Here is a 13,325-nt window from a genome sequence, read left to right on the forward strand (position 1 = left end):
GGGCGGGCCCGGGGAGCGTCAGGCCAGCCGGTCGGCCCGGGCGGCCAGCCGGGACGGCAGGGTGGCCTCCACCCGGAAGCCGCCGTCCCGCTCGGGCCCGGCGCTGAAGCTGCCGCCGAGCGCCCGCACCCGCTCCTCCATGCCGACCAGCCCGTTGCCGCCGCTGGGCAGCCCGACCTGCTCGCCGGCGCCCGGGCGGTCGTTGACCACGGCCACCCGGACCCCGTTGGGCACGTAGGCCAGCAGCACCGAGACCCGGGCCCCGCCGGCGTGCTTGTGGGCGTTGGTCAGGCCCTCCTGGACCACCCGGTAGGCGGTCTGCTCGGCGTCCCCGCGGTAGGGGGTGCGGTCGCCGCTCACCGTCAGGGTGACCCGCATCCCGGCGGCCTTGGACTGGTCCACCAGCCGGGGCAGCTCGGTCAGCCCGAGGACCCGCTCGACCGGCTCCTCGTTCATCCGCAGCACGCCGAGGATCTCGCGCAGCTCGTTCAGCGCCTGCCGGCCGGTGTCGGCCATCAGCTTGGCGCTCTGCGCGGCCTTCTCCGGGTCGCGGGCGGCGATCCGCTCCAGCGCACCCGCGTGCACCACCATCAGGCTGACCCGGTGCGCCACCACGTCGTGCATCTCCCGGGCGATCCGGGTGCGCTCCTCCAGCCGGGCCCGGCGGGCGCGTTCGGTGGCCCGCTCGGCCAACAGGTCCAGCTCGGCCTCCAGGCCCTGGGCACGGTCCTTGAGCGACTCCAGCAGCCGGCGCCGGGCGCCGATGTAGAGGCCGGTGACCAGCGGCACCACGGTCAGCCCGGCCGCGACCAGCACCGCGACCAGCGCGGTCACCCAGGTCGGCGGCGTCTGCTCGCCGGGCTGCGGGTCGCTGGTGAGGAAGAGGAAGAGCACCATCGCGGTGGTCTCCAGGAAGACCACCGTGGAGAGTCCGACCAGCCGCAGCCGGCGGGACGGCCAGATCCAGGTGGCGGCCAGCGTGTAGAGCGCGACCTCCAGCAGCACCCCGCCGAACAGGCCGGGCACCAGGACCATGGACACCATCACCGGCAGCGCCGGCCAGCGCCGCCGCACCAGCAGCGTGGCACCGGCCAGCCCGCCGACCACGGCGGCCAGCACGGCGAGCGCGGTGCCCAGGTGGAGCCGACCGGCGGCCAGCGTGTAGCCGCCGGCCGCGGTCTCCAGGGCGGCCAGCGCGGCCAGCCCCACGTCCAGTAGCGCGGCGCGCCGCCGGCCCCACCACCAGACCGATCGGCTCCGCGCGCCCTCCCCAGGCGACAAGCTCATGGGTGCCAGCCTAAGTGAGGCCGCCCCGGCCACCCCACCGAGTTCGCGGCGTCCGACCGGCCGGGTCGAGCGGTTGTCCGCAATCCGGCCACCCCCGCGATTCGACGCGCGTCGCAACCTATGCTGTTGCGCGTCGGACAGCGCGGTCCGCCGTTGCCGAACCCCACCACTTCAGGGAGCCAGCCGTGACCGCTTCGGTCCCCACCCCGGCCGACCGCCCGAGCCCCGATCCCGCCGCCGTAGAAGCGGACAACGCCGCCCTGCGCGCAGACATCCGCCGCCTCGGCGATCTGCTCGGCGAGACGCTGGTACGGCAGGAAGGCGCGGAGGTGCTCGGCCTGGTCGAGCAGGTCCGCCTGCTGAGCCGCACCGACGGCGAGGCCACCGCCGAACTGCTGGCCAACATCGACCTGGAGACCGCCGCCAAGCTGGTGCGCGCCTTCTCCACCTACTTCCACCTGGCCAACGTCACCGAGCAGGTGCACCGCGGCCGCGAGTTCGCGGCCCGCCGGGCCCGGGAGGGCTCGCTGCTGGCGCAGACCGCCGACCAGCTGGCCGAGGCCGATCCCAAGCACCTGACCGACACGCTGGCCAACCTGGCGGTCCGTCCGGTCTTCACCGCGCACCCCACCGAGGCGGCCCGCCGCTCGGTGCTGAACAAGCTGCGCCGGATCGGCGAGCTGCTGGAGCGCATCCACCGCGAGAACGCCGCGGCCGGCCTGTCCGGCACCGACGCGGCCCGGCTGACCAGCGCCCGGCGTTCCGCCGACCGCCGGCTGGCCGAGGTGATCGACCTGCTCTGGCAGACCGACGAGCTGCGGATCGCCCGCCCCGAGCCGACCGACGAGGCCCGCAACGCCGTCTACTACCTGGACGAGCTCTACCGCGACGCCGTCCCGGAGGTGCTGGAGGAGCTGCACGAGGAGCTGGCCCGGGTCGGCCTGGCGCTGCCCGACGGGGTCCGCCCGCTCACCTTCGGCACCTGGATCGGCGGCGACCGGGACGGCAACCCGAACGTCACCCCGCAGGTCACCTGGGACGTGCTCAACCTGCAGCACGAGTACGGCATCAAGGACGCCCTGGCGGCGGTGGACGACCTGCGCGGCTCGCTCTCCACCTCGGTCCGCCTGGCCGGCGCCTCGGAGGAGCTGCTGGCCTCGCTGGAGGCCGACCTCAAGCTGCTGCCGGAGCTGAGCCCCCGGTACAAGCGGATGAACGCCGAGGAGCCGTACCGGCTGAAGGCCACCTGCGTGCGGCTCAAGCTGGAGAACACCCGGGACCGGCTGGCGGCCGGCACCCCGCACGTGCCCGGCCGGGACTACCTGGGCACCCGGGAGCTGGTCGCCGACCTGCGGCTGGTCCAGGACTCGCTGCGGGCGCACCGCGGCGAGCTGATCGCCGACGGCCGGCTGGCCCGGGCGATCAACACGGTCGAGGCGTTCGGCCTGCAGCTGGCCACCATGGACGTGCGCGAGCACGCCGAGGCCCACCACCACGCGCTCGGCCAGCTCTTCGACCGGCTCGGCGAGGAGGCCTGGCGGTACAACGACATGCCGCGCGAGTACCGCCAGCGGCTGCTCGCCAAGGAGCTGCGCTCGCGCCGCCCGCTGGCCCCCACCCCGGCCCCGCTGGACGCGGCCGGCACCAAGACCCTGGGCGTCTTCAACACCATCCGCGAGGGCTTCGAGCGGTTCGGCGACGAGATCGTGGAGAGCTACATCATCTCCATGTGCCAGGGCGCGGACGACGTCTTCGCCGCGGCCGTGCTGGCCCGCGAGGCCGGCCTGATCGACCTGCACGGCGGGGTGGCCCGGATCGGCATCGTGCCGCTGCTGGAGACCACCGACGAGCTGCAGCAGGCCGACCGGATCCTGGAGGAGATGCTCGCCGACCCCTCCTACCGCCTGCTGGTCTCGCTGCGCGGCGACGTCCAGGAGGTCATGCTCGGCTACTCCGACTCCTCCAAGTTCGGCGGCATCACCACCTCCCAGTGGGAGATCCACCGCGCCCAGCGCCGGCTGCGCGACGTGGCCCACCGCTACGGCATCCGGCTGCGGCTCTTCCACGGCCGCGGCGGCACCGTGGGCCGCGGCGGCGGCCCCTCGCACGAGGCGATCCTCGCCCAGCCCTGGGGCACCCTGGAGGGCGAGATCAAGGTCACCGAGCAGGGCGAGGTGATCTCCGACAAGTACCTGCTGCCCTCGCTGGCCCGGGAGAACCTGGAGCTCACCCTCTCCGCCACGCTGGCCGCCTCGGCGCTGCACACCTCGCCCCGCCAGGCCCCGGAGGAGCTGGCCCGCTGGGACGCCGCGATGGACGTGGTCTCGGAGGCCGCGCACACCTCCTACCGCGCCCTGGTGGAGCAGGAGGACCTGCCGAAGTACTTCTTCGCCGCCACCCCGGTGGACCAGCTGGCCTCGCTGCACCTGGGCTCCCGCCCGTCGCGCCGCCCGGACTCGGGCGCCGGCCTGGACGGCCTGCGGGCGATCCCGTGGGTGTTCGGCTGGACCCAGTCGCGGCAGATCGTGCCGGGCTGGTTCGGCGTCGGCTCCGGCCTGGCGGCGGCCCGCGCGGCCGGCCTGGGCGACGTGCTGCCGGAGATGTACGAGAAGTGGCACTTCTTCCGCAACTTCCTGTCCAACGTCGCGATGACGCTGGCCAAGACCGACCTGCGGATCGCCCGCCACTACGTCGAGCAGCTGGTCCCGGGCGAGCTGCGGCACGTCTTCGACCAGATCACCGCCGAGCACGAGCTGACCCTGCGCGAGGTGCTGCGGCTGACCGGCGAGAACGAGCTGCTGGAGCACAACCCGGTGCTGAAGCAGACCTTCGCGGTCCGCGACGCCTACCTCGACCCGATCTCCTACCTGCAGGTGGCGCTGCTGCGCCGGCAGCGCGAGGAGGCCGCGGCCGGGCGCACCGAGGACCCGCTGCGGGCCCGGGCGCTACTGCTGACGGTCAACGGGATCGCCGCCGGTCTGCGCAACACCGGCTGATCCGCCGCGGGAACGGACGAGCGGGCCGGGGGTCTCCCCCGGCCCGCTCGTCCGTTCCCGCGCGCGTGCGCGTCCTGGCGGTGCGTCAGCCCGCCGACGGCGCGGTCCGCTTGGCGGCGACCCGGCGCTTGAGCCAGAGCGCGCCGCCGCCGCCGGCCACCAGCAGGCCGCCGCCGACCGCGCCCAGTCCGGCGTCGCCGCCGATCGAGGAGACGATGGTGCCGGCCAGTTCGCCGCTGGGCGCCGGCACCGAGGTGGGCGCGGGCTGGGCGGTGGCGGAGGCCGGGTCGACCAGCTGCACGTCCTGCGCGGTGGGGTCGGCGGCCGGGACGCCACCGGGCCGCAGCCGGCCGCCGCCCCGCCCGGTGCCGACCGGCAGCAGGGCGCCGCGGCTGAGCGCCGGCGACGGGGTCGGCGTGGCCGTGGGCGTCGGACTCGGGCAGCCGGCCGGGCGGGCCGGGTCCGTGGGCGCGGGGGCGGTCGGCGACGCGGTGGTCGGGTCGGTCGGGCTCGCGGTGGCGCCGGCCGGGGCGGTGTCCGGCGGGCAGCTGGGGCTCGGGCTGGTGCTCGGCCCGGTGCTGGCCGGCGCGGCGGAGGCGCTGGGCGAACCGCTGGCCAGGCTCGGCCCCGGGTCCGCGCTCGGCCACGGGGGGCCGAACGGCGCCGGTGCCGGCGAGCCGCTGGGCGGTGCCGCCGCTGCCGTCGCGGCGGCCCCACCGAGCAGGGCCGCGACCGCGATTACCCATGTGCCGACCAGCCGTGCCGGTCCCAACCCCGCGCCCACCAGCGCCCCACCTTCCCGAGTCCGGTCCGAACCGTATCGGATCCCGGTGAGCGCTCGATCACCGGATCGGGGGCGGTGGGCAAGAGTTGTACGACTGTTGCCCTGGCGGTCACGGGCCGGTGGTTCGCTGACGTGCCGTCAGGAGTTGTAGGTGCTCTGGGCCCGCTCCAGACCCTCCGTCAGCAGCGCCTCGACGGCGTCGGCGCAGCGGTCGACGAACCAGTCGAGCTCCTTGCGCTCGGTGCTGGAGAAGTCCTTCAGCACGAAGTCGGCGACCTCCATCCGGCCGGGCGGGCGGCCGATCCCGCAGCGCACCCGGTGGTAGTCGGGGCCGAGCGACTTGGTGATCGACTTCAGGCCGTTGTGCCCGTTGTCGCCGCCGCCCAGCTTGAGCCGCAGGGTCGCGTAGTCGATGTCCAGCTCGTCGTGGACCGCGACGATCGCGCTGTTCGGCACCTTGTAGAAGTCGCGCAGCGCGGTGGTCGGGCCGCCGGAGAGGTTCATGAAGGTCATCGGCTTGGCCAGCACCACCCGGTGGCCGCCGATCCGGCCCTCGGCGGTCTGGGCCCGGCTCTTGTGCGCCTTGAACCGGGCGCCGATCCGCTGGGCCAGCAGGTCCACCACCATGAACCCGATGTTGTGCCGGTTGCGGGCGTACCCGTCCCCGGGGTTGCCCAGGCCGACCACCAGCCAGGGTCCGCCGTACTGCGCGTCAGTCATCGCCATCCTCCTCAGTGCTCCCCATCATCCCGGACGCACCGCTGCCCCGGTTCCCAACGGGAACCGGGGCAGCGGGTGTCAGCGCGAGGCTCAGGCCTCGGTGGTCTCCTCGGCGGCCTCGGCGGCCTCCTCCTCGGCCGGGGCGGCCTGGGCACCGATGATCTGCAGCACGACGGCGTCGGCCTCGACGGCCAGCGAGACGTTGGCGGGCAGCTTGATGTCGCCGGCGGTGATCGCGGCGCCGGCCTCCAGGCCCTCGACCGAGACGGTGACCGACTCGGGCAGGTGCAGGGCCTCGGCCTCGATCGGCAGGGCGTTCAGCACGTGCTCGACCAGGTTGCCGCCGGGGGCGAGCTCGCCCTCGATGATCACCGGGATCTCGACGGTGACCTTCTCGCCGCGCTTCACCAGCAGCAGGTCGACGTGCTCGATGCTGCGCTTGATGGCCTCGCGCTGCACGGCCTTCGGCAGGACGTACTCGTCCTTGCCCTCGATCGGGACGACCAGCAGGGCGTTCGGGGTCTTGAGGGCCATCATCAGGTCGTGGCCCGGCAGGTTCAGGTGGACCGGCGCGTGGCCGTGGCCGTAGACGACACCGGGGACGAAGCCGGCGCGGCGGGCGCGGCGGGCGGCACCCTTGCCGAACTCGTTGCGGGGCTCGGCGGCGAGGCGGATCTCGGACATGCTGCACTCCTGGAGTAAAAACGGGTGCAGACAGCGAAAAGCCGCCGGGACCACACCCTCGCAAACACGGGTCGGCTCGGCGGACTCATCCATCCAGCGCGTCGATCACGGAGCGCAGTAGCATCCCTCGCCGAGCAGTCTCACGAGTCTAACCGGACGATTGCGCGCGGATGAAATCGGCCCCCGCCGCCACGGGGGCGACGGGGGCCGGGCGGCGCCGACGGTGCGTCAGTGCACGCCCTCGAAGAGCGAGGTGACCGAGCCCTCCTCGAAGACCTCGCGGATCGCGGCGGCGATCGACGGGGCGATCGAGAGGGTGGTGACCTTCTCCAGGCCGAGCTCGGCCGGGCAGGGCAGCGTGTTGGTGAAGACGAACTCGCTGACCCGGGAGTTCTTCAGCCGGTCCGGGGCGGGGCCGGAGAGCACGCCGTGGGTGGCGGCGACGATCACGTCGGCGGCGCCGTTGTCGAAGAGCGCGTCGGCGGCGGCGCAGATCGTGCCGGCGGTGTCGATCATGTCGTCGACCAGCACGCAGACCCGGTCCTTGACGTCACCGACCACCTCGGCGGACAGGATGGTGTTGGCCTGGGTGATGTCGCGGCGCTTGTGGATGATCGCCAGCGGGGCGTCCAGCCGGTCGCACCACTGGTCGGCCACCTTCACCCGGCCGGCGTCCGGCGAGACGATGGTGAGCTTGTCGCGGGGCACCCGCTCGCCGACGTAGTCGGCCAGCATCGGCAGCGCGAAGAGGTGGTCCACCGGGCCGGAGAAGAAGCCCTGGATCTGCGCGGTGTGCAGGTCGACCGCCATCAGCCGGTCGGCGCCGGCCGCGGACAGCAGGTCGGCGACCAGTCGGGCCGAGATGGGCTCGCGGCCGAGGTGCTTCTTGTCCTGGCGGGCGTAGCCGTAGAACGGCAGGATCGCCGTGATGCTCCGGGCCGAGGCCCGCTTCAGCGCGTCGATCATGATCAGCTGTTCCATGATCCACTGGTTGATCGGAGCCGTGTGGCTCTGCATCACGAAACAGTCCGCTCCCCGGGCGGAATCCAGGAAGCGGACGTAGATCTCGCCGTTGGCGAAGTCCAGGGCCTTGGTCGGAACGAGCTCGGTGCCGAGGGCCTCGGCCACCTCCCGCGCCAGCTCGGGGTGGGCACGGCCGGAGAAGAGCTTGAGCTTCTTCTCACCCGACGTCGTGATCCCGCTCACTGCACCGTCTCCTCGCGTTGCTGCCGCATGATCCCGCCGCGCCGCACCCCCGACGGCCGCTGCCGCCCGGGGTCGGTGATCGACGGGGGATTGGGTGTGCATCGCGCGGGCTGCAATCCCACGGCGCACATATGTCCACAAGGTTACGCGCCCGGACGCGAAGCGTCCGCACCCCGCCGCCCCGAGGGCCGGAAAGCCGGTTGTGACTTCGGACTCGTCGATCCGTCCGGTGCGGCGGGAACGGCCGCCGGTGCGCCGCTGTCAGGCCTGCTCGCCGTCCTCGGCGGTCGCTGCCAGGGCTGCCGCGGCCGCCTCGGCGGATGTGGTGCCGGGGCGGCTCCGCGCCACCCAGCCGGCCACGTTGCGCTGCTGCGCCCGGCTCACGCCGAGCGCGCCCGGGGGCACGTCCTTGTTGAGCGCCGAGCCGGCCGCGGTGTACGCGCCGTCGCCGACCGTCACCGGGGCGACCAGCACGGTGTTCGAGCCGACCCGGGCGTGCCTGCCGACCACGGTCGGCGACTTGTTCACGCCGTCCCAGTTGGCGGTGATGGTGCCGGCGCCCAGGTTGGCGCCCTCGCCGATGGTGGCGTCGCCGACGTAGGCCAGGTGCGGCACCTTGGCGCCGTCCCCGATGCTCGACTTCTTCACCTCGACGAAGGTGCCGACCTTGCCCTTGGCGCCGAGCTCGACCCCGCCGCGCAGGTAGGCGTACGGGCCGACGGTGGCACCCGCGCCGATCCGGGCCCGCTCGACGGTGCTGCTGGCGACGGTGGCGCCGGCCCCGACCTCGGTGTCGGTCAGCGTGGTGTCCGGGCCGACCTCGCAGCCCTCGGCCAGGAAGGTGGCGCCGCGCAGCCGGGTGCCGGGGTGCAGCAGCACGTCCTGCTCGTAGGAGACCTGCACGTCGATCCAGGTGGTGGCCGGGTCGACCACGGTGACCCCGGCGCGCATGGCGCGCTCCAGCAGCCGGTCGTTGAGCAGCCGGCGGGCCTCGGCCAACTGCACCCGGTCGTTGATGCCGAGGATCTCCCGGTGGTCCTCGGCGACCACGGCGCCGACCCGGTGGCCGGCCGCGCGCAGGATCTCCAGGGTGTCGGTCAGGTACTCCTCGCCCTGCGCGTTGTCGGTGCCGATCCGGGCCAGCGCGTCGCCCAGCAGCTTGCCCTCGAAGGCGTAGACGCCGGAGTTGATCTCGCTGATCGCGCGCTGCTCGGCGGTGGCGTCGCGCTGCTCGACGATCCCGGTGACCGAGCCGTCGGCGGCCCGCAGGATCCGGCCGTAGCCGGTCGGGTCGGGCACCTCGGCGGTCAGCACGGTGACGCCGTTGCCCTGCCCGGCGTGCTGCTCGGCCAGGGCGCGCAGGGTGTCGGCGGTGAGCAGCGGGGTGTCGCCGTAGGTGACGATCACCGTGCCGTCCAGCTCCAGGCCCTCGGCGGCCAGCGCCTCGACGGCCACCCGGGCGGCGCTGCCGGTGCCGTTCTGCCGCTCCTGGACCACGGCCCGGGCGCGCGGGTGACGCTCGTTCAGGTGATCCGTCACCAGTTCCCGGCGGTGGCCCACCACCACGGCGAGCTGATGCGGCGCCAGTTCCTCGGCCGCGGCCAGCACGTGGCCGAGCAGGCTGCGGCCGCAGACCTCGTGCAGCACCTTCGGCAGGGCCCGGGACTTCATCCGGGTGCCCTCCCCCGCGGCGAGCACCAGAACGGCGGCAAGGGGGCGGTCACTCACAGCGCTCACGCGGGAGGCTCCTCGGTCGGGTTCGGGAGTGGAGGGGCTCGGCCTGCTCCCAGGGCGAACTCCCAGGCCAGCGGCCTTCCGCACGGAGCGCCGAGTGGGACCGAGGATACCCAGCGACCGTGAAAGGCCCGCTCCGCGCGCGGCAACGCCCGACCGGATCACCCGGAACGACTGGCTCCGCCGCTAGGACTCGAACCTAGACAAAGGCCTTCAAAGGGCCCCGTGCTGCCATTACACCACGGCGGACCGACCGTCAATCCAGCCCCCTGGACGCGCCAACCACCGCACGCCCCGGAGCCAACCACAGCCTAAGGGTTACCGAGGCTCTTCCTCCACCACCTGTCCGCACTCGGTTCGCAGCGGGTGCGAACGGGTGCCAACCGGTCACCGGGGCGCCCTGACACGGAAAGGTGTCGTCCTTCCGTTGGCCGGTGACAGAACCTACGATGCCGTAAGTTACGCAGACGTAGGCACCGCCCGCCCGGTCGGCCGCCTTCCTCCGCTCTCGTTGAGGGACGACCCCCATGACGCTTCAGGCAGACGAGGCGCTCCCCGGCGCCAGCCCCGTCACCAAGCCCAACAGCCAGATCTCCGCCACCCTGGGCGGCGAGAAGCAGGGCCTGCCCGAGCGGATCGCGCTCGGCCTGTTCATCGCGGTGCCCTTCCTCGCCCTGCTGGCCGCGGTGCCGGTGGCCTGGGGCTGGGGGCTCGGCTGGCGCGACCTGGCGATCGGCACGGTGATGTACTTCCTCACCTGCCACGGCATCACCATCGGCTACCACCGGCACTTCACCCACCGCTCCTTCAAGACCGGCCGGGTGCTCAAGATCGCCATGGCGGTGGCCGGCAGCCTGGCCATCGAGGGCCCGGTGGTGCGCTGGGTCGCCGACCACCGCAAGCACCACAAGTTCTCCGACCGGGACGGCGACCCGCACTCCCCCTGGCGCTACGGCGAGAATGTGCCGGCCCTGCTCAAGGGCCTGTGGTGGGCGCACATGGGCTGGCTCTTCGACCAGGAGCAGACCCCGCAGCACATCTACGCCCCCGACCTGGTCAAGGACCGCGACCTGCGGGCGATCTCCCGGCTGTTCTGGCTGTGGACCACGCTCTCGATGCTGCTGCCGGCGCTGGCCGGCGGGCTGCTCAGCTGGTCCTGGCAGGGCGCGCTGACCGCCTTCTTCTGGGGCTCGCTGGTCCGGGTCGCGCTGCTGCACCACGTGACCTGGTCGATCAACTCGATCTGCCACGCGATCGGCGAGCGGCCGTTCCGCTCCCGCGACAGGTCCGGCAACGTCTGGTGGCTGGCGGTGCTGTCCTGCGGCGAGTCCTGGCACAACCTGCACCACGCCGACCCGACCTCGGCCCGGCACGGGGTGCTGCGCGGCCAGTTGGACTCCTCGGCCCGGGTGATCCGCTGGTTCGAGCAGATCGGCTGGGCCCGCGACGTGCGCTGGCCCGACGCGGCGCGCATCGCCGCCCGGCGCACGGCATGACCCCTCGCCTACAGCATGATGGAGGGGTGAACCGGAGCAACGAGACCAGCCCGCAGACCAGCCCGGACGGCCACCAGCCCGGCACCGCCGCGGGCTCCCCCGGCCGGCGGCTGGGGGACGGCCGCGGCCGCGGCCGGGTCCGGATGACGGGCAAGCAGCGCCGCGAGCAGCTGCTGGAGATCGGCCGCTCCGTCTTCGCCGAGCGCGGCTACGACGGCACCTCGGTCGAGGAGATCGCCGAGCGGGCCGGGGTGTCCAAGCCGGTGGTCTACGAGCACTTCGGCGGCAAGGAGGGCCTCTACGCGGTGGTGGTGGACCGCGAGATGCAGCTGCTGCTGGACATGGTCACCGGCGCGCTGACCGGCGGGCACTCCCGGGAGCTGCTGGAGCAGGCCGCCTTCGCGCTGATGGACTACATCGACACCTCCACCGACGGCTTCAAGATCCTGGTCCGGGACTCCCCGGTGGCCCAGTCGACCGGCTCCTTCGCCTCGCTGATCAGCGACATCGCCACCCAGGTCGAGGACATCCTGGGCCTGGAGTTCAAGGCCCGCGGCTTCGACCCCCGGCTGGCCCCGATGTACTCGCAGATGCTGGTGGGCATGGTCGCGCTGACCGGCCAGTGGTGGCTGGAGGTGCGCAAGCCGCAGAAGGCCGAGGTGGCCGCGCACCTGGTCAACCTCGCCTGGCACGGCCTGGAGGGCATGGAGCGGCACCCGAAGCTGGTCGGCGACCGGCAGAACTGACGCCCGGTCCGTCACGGCTCGTTCACGGTCTGGTTTTCTCGATGTCAAGAGGCTTTATATCGACAGAACCACCGATACACTGATCCACATGGAGGACGAGGTCGATCGGCTGGTCGCAGCTTGGCGCCGCGAGCGCCCCGACCTCGACGTGCAACCGCTCCAGGTGCTCAGCCGGGTCAGCCGGCTCGCCCGGCACCTGGACCGGGCCCGCCGCGCCGCCTTCGCCGAGCACGGGCTGGAGCCCTGGGAGTTCGACGTGCTCACCGCGCTGCGCCGGGCCGGGCACCCCTACCAGCTCTCCCCCGGCCAGCTGCTCACCCAGACCCTGGTGACCTCCGGCACCATGACCAACCGGATCGACCGGCTGGCCGGCAAGGACCTGGTGCAGCGGCTGCCCGACCCGGACGACCGCCGCGGGGTGCTGGTCCGGCTGACCGGCTCCGGGCAGCTCAAGGCTGACGAGGCGCTGGCCGGCCTGCTGGCGCACGAGCGCGAGCTGCTGGCCGAACTGACCGGCGGGCAGCAGGCCGAGCTGGCCGCGCTGCTGCGGCAGCTGGTCGCCCCGTTCGACAACATCCCCGGCTGACGGGCCCTCAGCGGGCCGCCAGCGGCTCCGCGCGGTACCGACGGGGTTTCCCCCGGTCCGGCCCCCGCCACCGCCCTGCCGGGCCGTCAGGGGCGTTCGGCGGCCGCCTCCGCCGGGCCGACCCCGGCCCGCCGGGCCAGTGCCACCGCCGCCAGCGTGGAGTGCACGCCCAGCTTGCCGAGCACGTTCTGCATGTGGGTCCGCACGGTGTGCGGGGAGAGGTAGAGCCGCTCGGCGACCGCCTGCCGGCCCAGGCCCGCCACCATGCAGCGCAGCACCTGCTTCTCCCGCGGGGTCAGCGAGTCGACCAGCCGCTCGCTCTCGGTGCGGTCCCGGCGGGCCGTGGTGAGCTCCCGGACCACCCCGGTCAGCAGGGCCGGCGGCAGGTGGGTCTCGCCGCGCAGCACCCCGCGCAGCACGGTCAGCAGCCGGGTCAGCGAACTCTCCTTGGCCACCCAGCCCGAGGCGCCCGCGTGCAGCGCCCGGACGGCCCGGCGCGGGTCCTCCTCGGCGGCCAGCACCACGGCGTGCAGGCCCGGGTAGGTGTGGCAGGCCCGGCCCAGCAGGGTGATCCCGTCGGCCGGGCGGCGGGCCGGGCCCGCGGCGGCGGGCGGCTCCACCGGGCGCACGGCCGGGACGGCGGACGGGACGACGGACGGGACGACGGACGGCGGCACCGGCGGCGCCACGGACCGCTGCGGGGCCAGCGCGCTGCCGGCCCGGCGCGGGGCCGGCACCAGGCCGGCCGGGGTGCGCCGCGGGGCCGGCTCCGGCTCGGCGACCCGCGGGCGGCGGGGCGGGCCGAGGGCGGTCGTGGTGCTGCCCAGGTCGGCGTCGACCAGCAGCACGTCGAACGGGCGGCCGTCGGCGGCGGCCCGCTCCAGCGCGTGTTCGGCGGCCGCGGCGCTGCCGGCCGCGCCGACCTCGATCTCCGGCTCGGCGGAGAGCGCCGTGGCGAGCGCCTCGGCGAAGATCCGGTGGTCGTCGACCACCAGGACTCGGATCCGCCCCATCCCGGTGTCCCCCCTGCTCCAGCCGTGGCGCGCACCGATCTCCCGGCTCAGCGTAAGGCTTGAACGGCCGGCG

At 73.8% G+C, this 13,325-nt stretch carries 11 protein-coding genes and 1 tRNA gene; 4 read left to right on the forward strand and 8 right to left on the reverse strand.

The features are described 5' to 3' along the window. Positions 1–18: 18 nt before the first annotated feature. Positions 19–1,287, reverse strand: a complete 1,269-nt coding sequence (locus FHX73_RS10180) for a sensor histidine kinase (protein ID WP_145904701.1) — start codon at positions 1,285–1,287, stop codon at positions 19–21. Between the two features lie 260 nt (positions 1,288–1,547). Here FHX73_RS10180 and ppc point away from each other — a divergent pair, with 260 nt between their 5' ends. Then, positions 1,548–4,283 (forward strand): phosphoenolpyruvate carboxylase, encoded by a 2,736-nt coding sequence (ppc, locus tag FHX73_RS10185; RefSeq protein WP_145908187.1) that lies wholly within the window; start codon positions 1,548–1,550, stop codon positions 4,281–4,283. Between the two features lie 85 nt (positions 4,284–4,368). On the opposite strand, the gene FHX73_RS47130 is transcribed toward ppc, so the two are convergent. The 6 genes from FHX73_RS47130 to FHX73_RS10220 form a co-directional block, all read right to left on the reverse strand. Beyond that, positions 4,369–5,067, reverse strand: a complete 699-nt coding sequence (locus FHX73_RS47130; RefSeq protein WP_145904702.1) for a hypothetical protein — start codon at positions 5,065–5,067, stop codon at positions 4,369–4,371. A gap of 138 nt (positions 5,068–5,205) precedes the next feature. Beyond that, on the reverse strand, positions 5,206–5,787 hold the full coding sequence (gene pth, locus FHX73_RS10195; protein WP_145904703.1) for an aminoacyl-tRNA hydrolase: 582 nt from the start codon (positions 5,785–5,787) through the stop codon (positions 5,206–5,208). A 90-nt stretch (positions 5,788–5,877) separates the two neighbouring features. Next, positions 5,878–6,471, reverse strand: coding sequence for a 50S ribosomal protein L25/general stress protein Ctc (locus tag FHX73_RS10205; protein ID WP_145904704.1), 594 nt, complete (start codon positions 6,469–6,471; stop codon positions 5,878–5,880). 228 nt (positions 6,472–6,699) lie between these two features. Next, positions 6,700–7,677 (reverse strand): ribose-phosphate diphosphokinase, encoded by a 978-nt coding sequence (locus FHX73_RS10210; protein ID WP_145904705.1) that lies wholly within the window; start codon positions 7,675–7,677, stop codon positions 6,700–6,702. A 261-nt stretch (positions 7,678–7,938) separates the two neighbouring features. Then, on the reverse strand, positions 7,939–9,414 hold the full coding sequence (gene glmU, locus FHX73_RS10215; RefSeq protein ID WP_145904706.1) for a bifunctional UDP-N-acetylglucosamine diphosphorylase/glucosamine-1-phosphate N-acetyltransferase GlmU: 1,476 nt from the start codon (positions 9,412–9,414) through the stop codon (positions 7,939–7,941). 172 nt (positions 9,415–9,586) lie between these two features. Continuing rightward, a tRNA-Gln gene (locus FHX73_RS10220) sits at positions 9,587–9,660 on the reverse strand. 278 nt (positions 9,661–9,938) lie between these two features. On the opposite strand from FHX73_RS10220, the gene FHX73_RS10225 reads away from it, so the two are divergent. The 3 genes from FHX73_RS10225 (at position 9,939) to FHX73_RS10235 (ending at position 12,239) form a co-directional block, all read left to right on the forward strand. Continuing rightward, positions 9,939–10,907 carry an acyl-CoA desaturase gene (locus FHX73_RS10225; protein ID WP_145904707.1) on the forward strand — a complete coding sequence of 323 codons (969 nt, stop codon included), beginning with the start codon at positions 9,939–9,941 and terminating at the stop codon, positions 10,905–10,907. A gap of 110 nt (positions 10,908–11,017) precedes the next feature. Further along, on the forward strand, positions 11,018–11,653 hold the full coding sequence (locus tag FHX73_RS10230; RefSeq protein WP_246213809.1) for a TetR/AcrR family transcriptional regulator: 636 nt from the start codon (positions 11,018–11,020) through the stop codon (positions 11,651–11,653). An 88-nt stretch (positions 11,654–11,741) separates the two neighbouring features. Next, positions 11,742–12,239 (forward strand): MarR family winged helix-turn-helix transcriptional regulator, encoded by a 498-nt coding sequence (locus FHX73_RS10235; RefSeq protein WP_145904708.1) that lies wholly within the window; start codon positions 11,742–11,744, stop codon positions 12,237–12,239. A gap of 86 nt (positions 12,240–12,325) precedes the next feature. Here the strand turns inward: FHX73_RS10235 and FHX73_RS10240 are convergent, their stop codons facing one another. Next, positions 12,326–13,252 carry a response regulator transcription factor gene (locus FHX73_RS10240; protein WP_145904709.1) on the reverse strand — a complete coding sequence of 309 codons (927 nt, stop codon included), beginning with the start codon at positions 13,250–13,252 and terminating at the stop codon, positions 12,326–12,328. Positions 13,253–13,325 lie beyond the last annotated feature (73 nt).

The organism is Kitasatospora viridis, from assembly GCF_007829815.1.
GTDB lineage: Bacteria > Actinomycetota > Actinomycetes > Streptomycetales > Streptomycetaceae > Kitasatospora > Kitasatospora viridis.